The sequence below is a fragment of the Desulfurivibrio modestus genome (assembly GCF_044068625.1).
Classification (GTDB): domain Bacteria; phylum Desulfobacterota; class Desulfobulbia; order Desulfobulbales; family Desulfurivibrionaceae; genus Desulfurivibrio.
In genome coordinates this window covers 65,830-81,643 of the sequence record NZ_JBIPKH010000012.1, presented here as the reverse complement: position 1 = coordinate 81,643, position 15,814 = coordinate 65,830, and the positions used below count along the sequence as shown (strand labels likewise).

Genomic DNA, 15,814 nt, shown 5'->3' with positions numbered 1-15,814 from the left:
GCAGTGGTGATGCCTGCTAAGCATTCTCGATTCCGCTCCCGGCCGCTGCCCGGAGTTCAGCGCAATATAAATCAAAACCCGTCAGGTACCCAATGAAGCCGCAAAGCTGGCCCGGCTACTTGTTTAAGGTCGTACCAAACTCCAGAGTTCTCCGCCAGATCACGGGCCGTCTCTTCCGCCAGCTCTCAGTCCTGCTCCTGACCTGGTCGCTGCCGCTTGCGGCCGCGGCAGGGCCAACCCCGGCCAACACCCTGTTTCTGCCCCTGCAGATTCTGGCCCCCACCGGCCAGGAGGAGCTGGCGACCGCAAGCGACACCGCCCTGGCGGCCATTCTCCAAGAGCTGGGAAGCAGCCTGGCCGACCGGGCCATGGTGGCCGAATTAATGAACGCCCCCGGCGGTTGGCCTCCCCCCCTCCCGGCTCTCCAGGCCCTGGAGCGGCCGGCCCCTATTCGTTATTTGGCGGTGGGCAGTCTGACCCGTCTAGGCGAGCAGTTCAGCATCGATCTTAGCCTTTTCGACCTTAACCAGGAGGAGCCCGTCCGCTATTTTACCAGTGGGGCCCCATCCCTGGCCCAGCTCTCCCCGGGCCTTAAGGAGCTGAGTCGCCAGATTCTGCCCCCGGCCCCGGCGGCGGACCTGATCAGCGCGGTCCATATCCAGGGCAACGTCAAAACCGGTTCCGGGGCGATCCTGCGCCGGGTTTCCAGCAAGGCCGGCGAGCCCCTCGACCCCGCCCGGCTCCAGGAGGATATCAAGGCGATCTTCGCCATGGGCTTTTTCGACGACATCCAGGTGCAGGCCGAGGAAAGCGCCACCGGCACCAAACTGACCTTTGTCGTCACCGAAAAACCGGTGATCGGCCAGGTAATCATCAGCGGCAACCGGAAACTCAAGGAGAGTGATATCCGGGAAGTGATCGCGGTGCTGCCCAACACCATCATCAATACCCGGCTGGTACAGCAGGCCGAGGAGAGCATCGTCCAGCTTTACAAGGAGAAGGGCTACCACAACAGCCAAGTGACCTCCGCCACAACCGAAACCGCCGCCGGCCTGGTCGATGTCCGTTTTGAGATCGAGGAGGGGGAGCGGATTTATATTAAAAGAATCAAGTTCACCGGCAACGACTCCTTCCGCCCCCGGGCGATCCGTAAGGTGATGACCACCAAAACCAAGGGCATTTTCTCCTGGCTCACCCGCTCCGGTCGGCTCCAGACTGACATCCTGGAGCAGGACCGGGCCCGGATCGCCGCCTTCTACCACAACCAGGGCTTCATCGACGCCCGGGTCGGGGCCCCGGAGATCAGCCGGGAGGAGAACCGCCTCTTCATCACCTTCAATATCGAGGAGGGTGAGCGCTTCACCGTGGGGGAGATCGGGCTGCGGGGAGAGCTGATCGCTCCGGAGGAGGAGTTGCTGGAGTTGATCAAACTGCGGGGTGAGGAGTATTTCAGCCGCCAGGTGCTGCGGGACGACATGATGCGCTTAAGCGACCGTTACGCCCAGGATGGCTACGCCTTTGCCGAGGTTGAGCCCATGGTCAGCCGGGACGATGAGACCCGGCGGATCGACGTGGTTTTCCAGCTGGAGAAAAACGCCCTGGTCCACATCAACCGCATCACCATTCGCGGCAACACCCGCACCCGGGACAAGGTGATCCGCCGGGAGATCCGGGTGCAGGAGGGAGGCATTCTGGATACCTCCGCCATCCGGAAAAGCATGGAACGCCTGCAGCAGCTGGGTTTCTTCGAAGAGATCGATGTCCGGCCCGAGCCGGCCCTGATGCGGGATGACCTGATGGATCTCCAGATCGAGGTCAAGGAGAAACCCACCGGCACCTTCAGCATCGGGGCGGGGTACAGTTCCATGGACAAACTGATGTTCATGGGCCAGATCAGCCAGGACAACTTCATGGGCAAGGGCCAGCGCCTCTCCCTGCAGGCCGATCTGAGCGCCAACGCCACCCACTACAATCTGAGCTTCACCGAGCCCCGGCTGGCCGACTCCAAGCTGCTCTTCGGCATTGACCTCTACAACTGGGAACGGGAGTATATCGATTACACCAAGGAATCCACCGGGGGCGCCCTGCGCTTCGGCTATCCCCTGGGGGAAAGGTGGAACCTCTACTGGGGTTACGGCTATGAAGACAGCACCCTCAGTGACGTCAGCCCCGGCGCCCCCCGGGCGATCACCGACTCCATCGACCTCCATGTAAACAGTTTTCTCCGCTTGGGCCTGGTGCGTGACACCCGTAATAACCGCCTCGACCCCACCCGTGGTTCGATTTTTGATATCGGCCTGAAACACGCCGGGGGCTTTCTGGGCGGGGATACCGCCTTTACCCGCCTGGAGAGTTCCGCCACCCGCTTCTTCCCCTGGGATGAGATCCCCCTGCTCAAGGAAACCCGCAGCAACTGGCTGAACAGCACCACCTTCCGGCTCAAGGGCTCCATGGGATATATCCGGGAAAACGAAACCGACAAGCTGCCGATTTACGAAAAGTTTTTCCTGGGGGGGCTACGGACCATGCGGGGCTTCGAAACCGCCACCATCAGTCCCCGGGATCCCGATGACGATCTCTACCGGATCGGCGGCGAGAAGATGTGGTATATGAACAGTGAATGGATCTTCCCCATCTCGGCGGAGATCGGCCTCAAGGGCCTGATCTTCTTCGATGCCGGTAATGTTTACACCAAGTCGGACAACTGGCGGACCGATAATCTCAAAAAAAGTGTGGGCTTCGGCTTTCGCTGGCTTTCCCCCCTGGGCCCGCTGCGGCTGGAGTGGGGTTACAATCTCGACCCCGAAGATGACGAGAAACGAACGGTGTGGGATTTCTCCATGGGCGGCGTCTTCTAAAACCACCGGTTGAGCCGACAAGCCACCATTTTTACGATAAGATCCCAGTAATTTCTGATGAAACAGCTAATTGACGCGCTGCGGCGCTCCCCCCGACCCCTGGAGGTTTACGGACCCCGGGGGGGGAGCGCCGCCTGGTTTATCGGCCGGGTGGCCCAGACCCACGCCCCTCTCCTTGCCCTCTGCGCCGAGGAGGATGAGGGCCGGCGGCTGGCCGCCGACCTTAGCCTTTTCAGCGACCGTCCGGTGATCCACTACCCCGACCCGGAGGTCCCCCCCTACGCCCCTCTCCGGACCGATCCGGCCACCACCGCTGCCGGCCTGGCGGCCCTCTACCAGATGATGAGCGCCCGGGAGCCCTTTATTCTGGTGGCCTCCATCAAATCCCTGACCAGCAAAACCATACCCCCGGAGCAGTTGGGGGACTTGGCCGAACTGCTGATCCAAGGCGAGGAGACCGATCCCCGGCAACTGGCGGAGCGGTTGAGCGCCGGCGGCTATGAGCAGGTGGCCCTGGTCCAGGAGGTGGGGGAATACAGTATCCGCGGTGGGATTATCGATATTTTCTCTCCCGGCCAGGAGTATCCTCTGCGCCTGGATTTTTTCGGCGACACCGTGGAGTCCATCCGCCGTTTCGACCCCATCAGCCAGCGCTCCATCGGCGAACTGGAGGAGGTGGTTCTGCTGCCCGCCACCGATTGCCTCTACCCCCCCGCCGCCTCCCTCGGCCACCGGGAGCTGCTGACCCGTTTCCGCCGGCTGGAGGAAGCGGAGGGGTGGCGGCGGGATGAGAGTGCTCGCCTGCGGGATTGCTTGAGCCACCGCCGGCCCTTCACCGGTGACCGTTTTTTTCTGCCGCTGCTGCAACCGGCGGCGGTATTCCCCTTAAGTTACCTGCCCACCGAGACCCTGATCATCACGGTGGATCATCCCCGCCTGGCCCAGAGCCTGGAGTTGCATGGGGAGCGGGTGCTGGCCAACTACCGGGAAATGGTGGCGGCAACCAAACCGGCCCTGGCTCCGGCGGAGCTTTTTCTGACCCCCGAGCAACTGCTGGGGCAACTTGCCGAACGCCCCGGAGCCCGCCTCTTGCCCCTCTCGCCCGCGGAGCCCGACCAGCGCCAAAGTTTCGCCATCCCCACCGGCAACCACGTTCTGCTCAAGCAACAGATCGACCTGCAACGCCACGAGCAGGGCCTGCTCGCTCCCCTGGCCCGCCAGATCCGGGACTGGTTGCAGCAGGGAGAGCAGGTCCTGCTGGCCTCGCGCTCACCCCGCCACGCCGCCCGCATGGCTGAACTGCTCAGCCAGCACCAGCTTGACCCCCTGGTGGTGGAACGCCCGCCGATGACGGCCGAAGCGACGATTACCCCGACCGCCCCTCCCCGCCTGCTACTGGTCCCCCAACCATTGAGCAGCGGATTTGACCTGCCCGCCGCCAAGCTCCACTTCCTCTCGGAGACCGAACTTTTCGGCGAACGCCTGCCCGGCTCCGGCAAAACCCGGCGCCAGCCCCCCAGTGAAAAGATCGGCTCCTTTGACGAACTCAACCCCGGCGACCTGGTGGTCCATCGCCGCCACGGCATCGGGATTTATCAGGGTCTGGTCCCCATTGAGCTCAACGGCATCACCAACGATTACCTGAAGATCCTCTATCGGGGCGATGACAAGCTGTTCATCCCGGTGGACCAGATCAACAGCGTGGGCAAATACAAAGGGCTCACCGACCAGAAACCCAATCTGGATAAACTGGGCGACAAGACCTGGCTGGCCACCCGCAACCGGATCAAAAAAGCGGTCTGGCAGGTGGCCCGAGAGCTGCTCAACCTCTACGCCAAACGAAAACTGGCCCAGGGAACTCGCTTCTCCAACCCCGGTGAGCTCTACCATGAGCTGGAAGAGTCTTTCCCCTTCGATGAGACCCCCGGCCAGCTCAAGGCGATCGGCGAGGTGATGGAGGACCTCTGCTCCGACCGCCCCATGGATCGGTTGGTCTGCGGCGATGTCGGTTACGGCAAAACCGAAGTGGCGGTGCGGGCCGCTTTCAAGGTGGTGGAAGATGGCGCCCAGGTGGCGGTGCTGGTACCCACCACCGTCCTGGCCGAGCAGCATGCCGCCACTTTCCGCGAACGGCTGGCCGGTTTCCCCCTGCGGGTGGACAGCCTCAACCGTTTCCGGGGCAGTGGCGAACAGAAGAGGATCGTGGCCGAGCTGGCCGCCGGTAAGATCGACATCATCATCGGCACCCACCGCCTGCTCTCCGCCGACGTCAGGTTCAAAAAGCTGGGCCTGCTGATCATCGACGAAGAGCACCGCTTCGGAGTGACCCACAAGGAGAAGTTAAAAAAATTACGCACCGGGGTGGATGTGCTGACCCTCACCGCCACCCCCATCCCCCGCACCCTCCAGCTCTCCCTGCTGGGGGTCCGCGACCTTTCGGTGATCAGTTCCCCGCCCGAGCTGCGGCGCACGGTGAAAACCTTCATCGCCCGCCACGACGATCTGGTGATCAAGGAGGCGATCCACCGGGAGCTGGGCCGGGACGGCCAGGTTTTCCTGGTCCACAACCGGGTTAAAAGCATCCACGAGGTGGCGACCCGGGTGCAGCAGCTGGTGCCCGAAGCCAGGTTGGCGGTGGCCCACGGTCAGATGCCGGCCAAGCAGCTGGAGGAGATCATGGTCCGCTTTGTCCGCCGGGAGATCAACGTCCTGATCTGCACCACCATTATCGAATCGGGCCTGGATATCCCCAGCGCCAACACCATCATCATCACCCGGGCTGAACGGCTGGGGCTGGCGGAGATCTACCAGTTGCGGGGCCGGGTGGGCCGCAGCAGTCAACAGGCCTACGCCTACCTGCTGGTGCCGGCCCTGGAAGATCTGGCCGGCGAAGCCCGGCGCAGGCTCCAGGCCCTGATGGATTACAACGAGCTGGGAGGCGGCTTCAAACTGGCCTTGAGCGATCTGCAGATCCGGGGCGGCGGCAATATCCTGGGGGAATCGCAAAGCGGCAATATCGCGGCGGTGGGCTACGATATGTACCTTGACCTACTACAAAAAACTGTTATCGACCTCAAGCGGCGCGGCGAAGGGAGCGGGGTCGATCCCAACCTGGATGAACTGCAGGAAGAGATTGAACCGGAGATCAAGCTGGCCATCGCCGCCCACATCCCCCAAAGCTATGTCAGCGACGTCAACCAGCGCTACCTCTGTTACCGCAAGATCACGGCGGCCGCCGACGATACCGCCCTGGCCGACATCCGGGACGAGTTCGGCGACCGGTTCGGACCGCTACCCCCGGAAGCCGACAATCTGTTTGAAGTGATCGCCCTGAAAAACCGCCTGGCCGCCATGAAGGTCAGCAAGCTCGAACAGGGCCCGGCCGCCCTGGTCTTCAGTTTCCACACCTCCACCCCGGTGCCGCCGGAACGGATTCTGGCCCTGGTCAACCAGCCCAAAAAGGGGATTCGTTTCACCCCGGCGGCCCGGCTGATCTGTCCCCTGCCCCCCAAACCCTCCCCCGCCGCTCTCTTCAATGAAATCAAAAAGTTGTTGCACGCGCTCATGGGGGATGATATCTCTCTCTAGAGGTTTTTTCATTGTTTAACCAACCAGTTCAGAGGAATAATGCGCCATTTGAACCGTCTCTTCCCACCATCTCCCTACCCACTCCTGCTGGTCATTACGGTTTGTTGCCTGCTGCTGGGGCCATCGGTCCGCCCCGGTCAGGCTCAGGTGCGAATCCTGGACCGGGTGGTGGCCGAGGTTAACGGCGAGATTATCACCCTGTCGCAGCTTAACCGGGAATTGGCGGGGGTGGAGGAGCAGGTTTTGAGCCGAGTGAGGGCCAGTGAACGGGAAAACGCCCTGACCGAGGCCCGCCAGCAGCTCCTGGCCGGGATGATTGACCGCCTGCTGGTGGAACAGCATGCCGCCAAGCGGGGGATCCAGGTGGGTGAACGGGAGATCGACGACGCCATCGCTCGAATCATCAGCGACAACCAGCTAACCATGGCCGAACTGGAGCGGGATCTGGAACGGCTCAATACTACCCTGGCCGATTACCGCAAGGAGTTGCGCGCCCAGATTCTACAGTCGCGACTGCTCAGCCTGGAAGTACGGGAGCGGGTGGTGATTCCGGAAAGCCGGATCAGGCAGTATTATGAGGATAATTATGTCGGTCGCCGGCAGGAGGAAGCTTTCCATATCCTGCAGATGGGGTTCACCTGGCAGGGCGCTGCCCCTGACGCCAACGCCGAGGCCCGCCGCCGAGCCCAGGCGGCCCGGGCGGAGGTTCTGGCCGGTGGGGATTTCCGGGAGCTGGCCCGGACCCATTCCGACCTGCCGTCGGCCCGCGACGGCGGTGATTTGGGGGTTTTCCACCGGGATGAGCTGGCCGGATTGATGCTTGAGCATATTCCGACCTTGAGCCCGGGAGAGATCTCCCCCTTAATTGAAACCGCCGCCGGTTATCAGTTTTTCATGCTTCTCTCCGATCGCGGCGATCTTCACGCCCAGTTGCCCTATGAAGAGGCCAGGGATGAAATCCGGGAAAAGCTCTACAATCAGGCCCTGGAAGAGCAGTTCACCAAGTGGGTGAACAGCCTGCGTGAAGAGGCCTATATCAGGATCATTCTGTAAGCCGACCCGGATCATTATGGGCCAATATCAAGGTGGATCGCCATGACTTCCGAGCAAAACAAACGCCGCCCCCCGGACAGCACGGTGCCGAAGCAGGATCTGGCCCCCGGCTCCTCCCATGACTCTGAGGGGAAGCCCACTCTGAGTGAAAAACTGCGGCGGGCCCGCTCCGCCAAAGGCGTTTCCCTGGAGGAAGCGGCGGCGGCAACCCGGATCCACCTCTCTTCGCTGGAGGCATTGGAGGGGAAACCCACCCGCCACCTCCCCGCGCCGGTTTTTACCCGGGGTTTTGTCAGAATATATGCCAACTACCTGGGCCTTGATCCCGACCAGGCCCTGCGGCTTCACATCGAGGAGCAGGGCCTGCCCACCACGACCACCACCGATAAGATCAACATCCAGGAGCTGCTGGCCGCCGAGGATATGGCGGAGGCTCCCCGCGGCCTGACCGGCAACCACGTTTTTATTCTGCTGTTGCTGCTGGTTCTGGGTTTTCTAGCCTACTGGGGCTATAACAGTTATTTCCGGCCCCTGCCGCCGGTGACCACGTTGGCACCGGAGACAGAGCTGGGCGCTTACCCCGACGAAAACGCGCCGCCCCCGGAGCCTCCTCCCCCCTTCCTGGAGAGGGCAGAGGTTGAATCGCCGGTTCCGGCCGCCCCAGCCGCGCCAACCAGTCCTCCACCCCCCGCGGCAAACCGGGAGGCGGCAGCCCCCGGCTATCCGGCCCCGGTTCAGCCCCCGGCCCCGGCCCGCGTCGAGTCGCCCCGGCCCGAGCCAACGGCGTTCCAACCGGTCCGGGTTGAGCCACCCCGCCCGGAAGCCTTGGCGGCCCAACCCCCGGCTACCCCCACCCATGTTCTGGCCGCCCATTTCATCGAAGAGACCTGGGTGCGGATTCAGGTGGATGACCAGCCGCCCCGTCAGCTCTTTTTCCAGCCCGGCGACCTCCGGGTCTGGCGGGCCAGGGAGAGGGTGGAGATCCGGATCGGCAACGCCGGCGGGGTGGAGCTCGCCTATAATGACAGCCCTGTGGCTCCCTTGGGCCGCAGCGGCCAGATTGTCGACCTGAGTTTTCCCTGAGGGATGTTTCCGGCAGCAGGCCGGAGGGCTCACCGGCGCACGTATGATTCCCAAACAAACAACCGCGGTGGTGCTGGAGGTTAAGAACCACGGCGAAGCCGACAAGATTGTCACCTTTTATGGCCAAGATACCGGCAAAATCAGCGGCATCGCCAAAGGAGCCAATCGCAGCCGGGTCCGCTTCGTCAACAAGCTGGAACTCTTCTCCCTGCTGGAGATAAGCTACCAGGAGGGAAACCGCAGCAGCCTGGTCAGAATCGATCAGGCGGAACTGCTGGAGCCCTTTGGGCCGATCCGCCGCGATTACCACCGTTATGCGGCGGCCTGCCTGGCCGGAGAGCTGGTGGGGCAGTGGACCAGGGAGGCTGATGCCGATCCCCGGATCTTCCTGCTGCTCCACTGGGCCCTGACCGGGATCGCCGCCGGCCCAAAACCCATGGAGCAGCTCCCTCCCCTCCTTATCTTTTTTGAGGCCAAACTGCTGGACCTCCTGGGCTATCGCCCCGACCTCACCGGCTGCCGCCAGTGCGGCACCCTGGCAGCCGGCGCCCGCCCCTATCACTTCAGTCTGGGCCAGGGCGGCCTGATCTGCCGCTCCTGCAATCACCAACAGCAGCACGGCCTGATCCCCCTCTCCCTGGCCACCGCCCGCCTGCTGGCCAGGGCCATTGAGCTTGATTTGGCCAAACTGAATCGCCTGCAGCTTCCCACCGCCGGCCACCGTGAGGCCCAGCATTTTCTCCAGCAGTACAGCCGTCATCTCCTGCAGCGGGAAATTAACTCCCGGAGCTGTTTCACGGCACTTTGTTGTTGAAAAAAAAGAGCTCCGCCCCATAAAATTGATTGACGTTGAGGGGAGAGATACGATATAGGACAAAAAAAGTCTTTTTTATCTTTTTCCAGAATCGTCGCTGACGACACAGACCACAGCGGGAGAACGCCCATGGATATTCTGTTACTATCCAGACTGCAGTTTGCCATGACCACCTTTGTCCACTTTATCTTCGTCCCCCTGACCCTGGGCCTCTCCCTGCTGGTCGCCTACATGGAGAGCAAATACGTCCGGACCGGCGAGGAGATCTACAAGCGGATGACCAAGTTCTGGGGCAAGCTTTTTCTGATCAACTTTGCCCTGGGGGTGGTCACCGGTATCGCCCTGGAGTTCCAGTTCGGCACCAACTGGGCCCGCTACTCCGCTTATGTGGGTGACATTTTCGGTTCCCTGCTGGCCATTGAGGCCACCCTGGCCTTCTTCCTCGAATCCACCTTCCTGGGGATCTGGATCTTCGGCTGGCAGCGGCTTTCCCCCAAGATGCACAACGCCAGCATCTGGCTGGTTGCCCTGGCTGCCAGTCTTTCCGCCTTCTGGATCATCATGGCCAACGGCTGGATGCAGAATCCGGTGGGCTACCTGCTGGCCGACGGGCGGGCGGAACTGGCCAGCTTTGGCGCCCTGGTGACCAACGGCTTTGCCTGGCACCAGTTCATCCATGTCCTCGCCGCCTCCTACGTCCTGAGCGGGATGTTTGTCATGGGGATCTCGGCCTACCACCTGGCCCGGGGCAACAACGTCGATTTCTTCAACCGCTCCTTCCGGATCGCCGCCCCCTTCACCCTGGTCTTTGCCCTGGTGCTGGTGATCCATGGCCATTCCCATGGCGCCAATGTCGCCAAACACCAGCCGGCCAAACTGGCGGCCATGGAATCCCACTGGGAAACCATGCCCCGGGCCCCCCAGTATCTGGTGGTGGTCCCCGACCCGGCCCGGGAGGGTAACCGCCTGGAACTGCTGCCGATTCCCGCCGGTCTTTCCCTGCTGGCCTACCACTCCCCCAACGCGGTGGTCCAGGGCCTCAAGGATTTCGCCCCGGAAGATCGCCCCCCGGTCTGGCTCACCTTCTTCTCCTTCCGCACCATGGTCGGCTTCGGCATGGCCCTGCTGCTGCTCTCGGCCTGGGCCTGGAAGAACCGCCACGATCCCCGGCGCTCCGCCACCATGCTCAAACTCCTGCCCTGGATGATTCCGGTGCCCTACCTGGCCATCCAGTTCGGCTGGCTGGTGGCGGAGGTGGGCCGCCAGCCCTGGATTGTTTACGGCGTGATGCGAACCGCCGACGCGGTTTCGCCAGGGATCAGCGTCAGCCAGGTGGTGGGCAGCCTGGCCGGGTTTGTGGCCATCTACGCCATGCTGGTTGCTCTGCATATCTTTCTGTTGGGTAAATACAGCCGCCTGGGCCCGGAAGCGCCACCCCGGGCCAAGGCTTGAGGTTTCCAGTTTATCGCCATCAACGATCCAATTCAGTTACCAAATGGAGGTAACCCATGCTTGAGCTTACCTGGTTTTTATTGTGGGGAATTTTATGGGCGGTCTATTTTGCCTTGGACGGCTATGATTTCGGTCTGGGGATCAACATGCCCCTGCTGGCGACCAGCGAAACCGACCGCCGGACCATCTACAACGCCGCCGGCCCCTTCTGGGATGGCAATCAGGTCTGGCTGGTCACCGCCGGCGGGGTGACCTTCGCCGCCTTCCCGGCCACCTACGCCGTAATGTTCAGCAGCCTCTACAGCGCCCTGATGCTGCTGCTCTTTGCCTTGATCTTCCGGGGGATCTCCTTCGAATTCCGCCGCAAGGTGGACAGTGACTCCTGGCGAAAATTCTGGGATGGCTGCAACGTACTGGGCAGCTTGCTGCCGGCCCTGCTCTTCGGGGTGGCCTTCGCCAACATCTTCATGGGGATCCCCTTAAACGCCCAGCAGATCAACGAAGGCAACCTGCTCTCCCTGCTCAACCCCTATGGGCTGGCCGGTGGCATCCTCTTCGTGCTGCTCTTCTCCCTCCACGGCAGCCTCTGGCTGGCGGTTAAATCCCAGGGCGCCCTGATGGAACGGGCGGAAGCCCTGGCCCACAAGCTCTGGTATGCCGTGGTCGCGATGGTGGTCATTTTTCTGGCCCTGAGTGTTTTCTACACCAACCTTTTTCACAACTATCTGGTGAACCCGGTTCTTTTACTCCTGCTGCTCCTGCCGGTGGGCGGCCTGGTCATGGCTAAAGTTTTTTTGACCCGGCAGGCCCAATGGCAGGCCTGGGGCGCCTCCGGCCTGGGGATCATCGGGGTCACCATGTTCGGAGTGATCGGGCTCTATCCCAAGCTGTTGCCCTCCTCCATTGACCCGGCCTACAGCATGACCATCGCCAACTCCGCCTCCAGCACCCTGACCCTGCAGATCATGCTGGGAGTGGCGCTGCTCTGTGTCCCGGTGGTCATCGCCTACCAGGCCTGGAGCCACTACCGGTTCGGCCACAAGATCACTGCCGAAGACCTGGAGTATGAAGAGGCTTACTAGGGGAGCTGCTCTTGACGGAGGCAAACGGCCTGGCCTGGCTGGCCGGCCATCGGAAACACGCCGGCTCCCTGCTGTTCCTGGCCGTGGGGCTGGGGTTTACGGCCGGAATCCTGCTGATCATTCAAGCCTCCCTGCTCTCCCGGGTGGTGACCCAGGTGGTTTTTGCCGGCCAGGGCCTGGCCCAGGTGCTGCCCCTGATCTGGCCGATCATGGCCCTGGTCGGGGGCCGGGCCCTGCTGGCGGGGGCTGGCCGCTACTGCGGCGGGCTGGCCGCCGTCCGGGTCAAGGAGGCGGTCCGCCGGGATCTCCTTGACCACCTGGCGGCGGCCAGTCCCGTCGGGCTTAGCGCCAGTGCCCCCGGCGAACTGGTGGATCTGAGCGTGGACGGCAGCGAGTTCCTGGATGGCTATTTCTCCGGCTATCTGCCCCAGATGGCCATGGCCGTCCTGATGCCGGCCGCCATCCTGGGCTTCATCTTCCCCCTGGATCTGGTTACCGCCCTGATCCTGCTCTTTACCGCCCCCCTGATCCCCTTCTTCATGGTGATGATCGGGCGGCGGGCCGAAAAGCTCAACCGCCGTTTCTGGCACCAGACCACCCGGTTAAGCCACCGCTTTCTCGACACCATCCAGGGCTTGACCACCCTGAAGATCTTCAACGCCGGCCACCGGGAAGCCCGGGTGGTGGCGGAGATCTCCCGCCAATACGGTCAAAGCACCCTGGCGGTTTTGCGAGTGGCCTTTTTAAGCGCTCTGGCCCTGGAGTTTCTGGCCACGATCAGCGTGGCCCTGGTGGCGGTGATCGTCGGTTTCAAACTGCTCTGGGGCGATCTCACCTTTGAGGCCGGCTTTCTTATCCTGATCCTGGCCCCGGAATTTTATCTGCCCCTGCGCAACTTGGGGAGTAATTTCCATGCCCGGGCCGCCGCCATCACCACCGCCGAAAAGATGCTCCGGCTGCTGCGCCTGCCCTTGCGCGAACAACCCGGGGCCGATCGGGATTTACCTGCCCCGGCAAAGGGTCCCAACGGCTATCAGGTCACCCTGGTCGGGGTTTCTTACGGGTATGAGGCGGGCAGAGAGGCGGTGCGGGATCTGTCCATCACCCTGCCCGCCGGGGGGTTGAGCTGTCTTTACGGGCCCAGCGGCAGCGGCAAAAGCACGATTCTAAAATTGATCGGGGGGCTGCTCAAGCCCCAGCGGGGCAGAGTCCTGATCAACGGCAGCGATCTGGGCCGGGTGGAGCTGAGTCAATGGCAGCGGCAACTGGCCTATCTGCCGCAAAAACCCCACCTGCTCCAGCGCAGTGTGCGGGAGAACATTAAAATCGGCAATCCGGAAGCCACCTTGACCGAGATCAGACGGGCCGCCGCCGCGGCCCGCATCGACCGGGAGCTGGCGGCGCTGCCCGCCGGTTACGACACCCTGCTGGGGGAGGAGGGCCAGGATCTCTCCGGTGGCCAGCGGCAAAGGGTGGCCCTGGCCCGGGTGCTGGTCGACAGCCGCCCCCTGGTGCTGCTGGATGAGCCCACCGCCGGCCTGGACCAGGCCAGCAGCGAACTGGTGCGGCAGACCATCATGGAACTGGCCCGGAGCAGAACGGTGGTGATGGTGACCCATGACCACCATTTCCTGCCCCTGGCCGACAAGGTAATCAGGCTCGATGAAGGAATTTATCCGACTGCTTAAACTGACCCTGCCCCAGTGGCCCTGGTTGCTGCTGGGAGTGGGCTGCGCCCTGCTCACCCTGCTGGCCAACGCCGCCCTGCTCAGCCTGGCCGCCTGGTTTCTGGCCGGCATGGCCCTGGCGGGAATCAGCGGAACGCCCTACAACTATCATCTGCCGGCCGCCGGCATCCGCACCCTGGCCATCATCCGCACCCTGGGCCGTTACGCCGAGCGCTACTTCTCCCATGCCGCCACCTTCCGGCTGCTCGGCTCACTCAGGGTCTGGTTTTTCCGCCGCCTGGAGCCCCTGGCCCCGGCCGGCCTCGGCCACCTGCACAGCGGAGACCTCTTCTCCCGGCTTAAGGCCGACATCGACCATCTGGACGAGTTCTATCTACGTTTTCTGTTGCCGCTGGTCACCGCCACCGCGGGCTTATCCCTGATTTTCGCCTTTGTCTATCACTTCAGCCCCCCCCTGGCCCTTTACCTGGCCCTGCTGTGGAGTCTGACCGGCATCGCCCTGCCCCTGGTCCTGCTACAACTGGGCTATCAGGATGGGGTCAACCAGGTCCACTCCCTGAGCCGGATGCGCAGCATCACCATCGACCTCCTGCGGGCCCTGGAGGAACTGGTCATCTTTGGTCAAAACGCTAAGTTGCGCCGGGAACTGGCCCGAGAGAGTCGGCGACAGGCTGCGATCCAAACCGGATTTGTCCGGCTCGCGGCCCTGGCGGAGGCGGCAATGACCCTGGGGATCGGCCTGGCCATGGCCGGTGGCCTGCTCCTGCTGATCCCGCTGGTGGAAAGAGGGAGCCTGGCCGGGGCAAACCTGCCGATGCTGGCGATCCTGACCCTGATCAGCTTCGAAGGAGTTCAACAACTCCCGGTGGCCCTCAAAGCCTGGGGACGGATCCGGACCTCCGCCCAACGCCTTTTCAGCCTGATCGACCAGGCCCCACCCCTGCCCGATCCCCCCCCGGGCGCCGCTCCACCCCGGGAGTGGAGCCTGGAGTTTTGCCGGGTAACCTTCACCTATCCCGGGCGAGCGCGACCGGTGGTGGAGAACCTTGATTTTCGGGTCGCGGCCGGGGAGAAACTGGGAATTATCGGACCCACCGGCTCGGGCAAGAGCAGTCTGGTCAACCTGCTGCTCAAATTTTACCCCCTGAACGGCGGCGAGATTCTGATCGGCGGCGAACCGATCAGCCGTTACCCGGCGGAACAGGTAAGGTCCTGGCTGGGGGTGATCTCCCAGGAAACCTATCTCTTCAACGCCAGCATCCGGGAAAACCTGCTGCTGGCCGACCCGGATGCCGACGAAGAGCTGCTCCACCGGGCCCTGGCCAGCGCCCGGCTGGAGGAGTTCGTCCGCGGGCTTCCGGCCGGCCTGGACACCCAGGTGGGCCAAGCCGGGCTCAAACTCTCCGGCGGCCAGGCCCGCCGCCTGGCCCTGGCCCGGACCATCCTCAAAAAAGCCCCCCTGCTGATTCTCGATGAGCCCACCGAGGGGCTGGACGCCGCCACCGAACAGGCCCTGTGGCAAACCCTGGCTCCGGTGATGGCTCAGCGCACCGTGATCCTGATCTCCCACCGGCCCGCCGGCCTGGAGTATATGGACCGCACCATCTCACTTTGACCCATGCAGCTGCTGGAGCAGCCAGGCCATGTTCCTGCCCAGATCGTTCATGGTCTTGATCCCCTCGAGGTCCTGACTGACCTCGCCGGCCTCCCTGCCGATCCCGATGTTCCAGTAGGAGGAACCCACCACGATCATCTGCCCGATCAGGAAAAAGGCGTTAAGTGAGCTGAAGACATGATAGGCGCCGGCCCGGCGCACCGCCACCACCCCGGCCCCGACCTTACGCTTGAACATGTCGTTGTTGGCCCGGGCCACCATGCCGCAACGCTCGATCAGGGCCTTCATCCCCGCCGAGACATCGGCAAAATAGGTGGGGGAACCCAGAATGATGCCATCGGCCGCCTCCATCTTGGCCAGGCAGTCGTTGATGATATCCTTGCCCACCGCGCAGCGGCGATCCTTGTTCTTGAAGCATTTATAACAGGCGATACAGCCGGAAACCGGCTTTCCCGCCAGCTCCACCAATTCGGTCTCGATCCCCGCCGCCGTCAATTCGGCCAGCACTCCGTTAAGCAGGGTTGCCGTATTCCCGCCTTTGCGGGCGCTGCCACTGAAAGCCACAACCTTCATCAGCCACC

At 62.9% G+C, this 15,814-nt stretch carries 10 protein-coding genes; 9 read left to right on the top strand and 1 reads right to left on the bottom strand.

Annotated features, from left to right (window positions below):
• The first annotated feature begins 92 nt into the window (after positions 1–92).
• The 9 genes from bamA to cydC all read left to right on the top strand — a co-directional run bounded on the left by bamA (position 93) and on the right by cydC (position 15,233).
• On the top strand, positions 93–2,858 hold the full coding sequence (gene bamA / locus ACHHRT_RS08805; RefSeq protein ID WP_395499399.1) for an outer membrane protein assembly factor BamA: 2,766 nt from the start codon (positions 93–95) through the stop codon (positions 2,856–2,858).
• A gap of 57 nt (positions 2,859–2,915) precedes the next feature.
• Positions 2,916–6,446 carry a transcription-repair coupling factor gene (gene mfd / locus ACHHRT_RS08800; protein WP_395499398.1) on the top strand — a complete coding sequence of 1,177 codons (3,531 nt, stop codon included), beginning with the start codon at positions 2,916–2,918 and terminating at the stop codon, positions 6,444–6,446.
• A gap of 39 nt (positions 6,447–6,485) precedes the next feature.
• Positions 6,486–7,499: a peptidylprolyl isomerase gene (locus tag ACHHRT_RS08795; protein WP_395499397.1), complete on the top strand. Its 1,014-nt coding sequence runs from the start codon at positions 6,486–6,488 to the stop codon at positions 7,497–7,499.
• Between the two features lie 42 nt (positions 7,500–7,541).
• Positions 7,542–8,582, top strand: a complete 1,041-nt coding sequence (locus ACHHRT_RS08790) for a helix-turn-helix domain-containing protein (RefSeq protein WP_395499396.1) — start codon at positions 7,542–7,544, stop codon at positions 8,580–8,582.
• 43 nt (positions 8,583–8,625) lie between these two features.
• A complete protein-coding gene (recO, locus tag ACHHRT_RS08785) occupies positions 8,626–9,396 on the top strand; it encodes a DNA repair protein RecO (RefSeq protein ID WP_395499395.1) in 771 nt (256 codons plus the stop codon).
• A 129-nt stretch (positions 9,397–9,525) separates the two neighbouring features.
• The gene (locus ACHHRT_RS08780) at positions 9,526–10,848 is read left to right on the top strand and encodes a cytochrome ubiquinol oxidase subunit I (RefSeq protein WP_395499394.1); all 1,323 of its coding nucleotides are present in this window, start codon (positions 9,526–9,528) and stop codon (positions 10,846–10,848) included.
• Positions 10,849–10,904: 56 nt separating this feature from the next.
• Entirely contained in the window at positions 10,905–11,930 is a 1,026-nt protein-coding gene (gene cydB, locus ACHHRT_RS08775; protein WP_395499393.1) for a cytochrome d ubiquinol oxidase subunit II, read from the top strand.
• Positions 11,931–11,941: 11 nt separating this feature from the next.
• The gene (gene cydD, locus ACHHRT_RS08770; protein WP_395499392.1) at positions 11,942–13,618 is read left to right on the top strand and encodes a thiol reductant ABC exporter subunit CydD; all 1,677 of its coding nucleotides are present in this window, start codon (positions 11,942–11,944) and stop codon (positions 13,616–13,618) included.
• Positions 13,593–15,233 (top strand): thiol reductant ABC exporter subunit CydC, encoded by a 1,641-nt coding sequence (gene cydC / locus ACHHRT_RS08765; RefSeq protein ID WP_395499391.1) that lies wholly within the window; start codon positions 13,593–13,595, stop codon positions 15,231–15,233. The genes cydD and cydC overlap by 26 nt, the downstream gene beginning before the upstream one ends.
• Here cydC and ACHHRT_RS08760 read toward each other — a convergent pair.
• Entirely contained in the window at positions 15,225–15,806 is a 582-nt protein-coding gene (locus ACHHRT_RS08760; RefSeq protein ID WP_395499390.1) for a flavodoxin family protein, read from the bottom strand. The two genes, cydC and ACHHRT_RS08760, sit on opposite strands and share 9 nt — an antisense overlap.
• Positions 15,807–15,814: the final 8 nt, after the last annotated feature.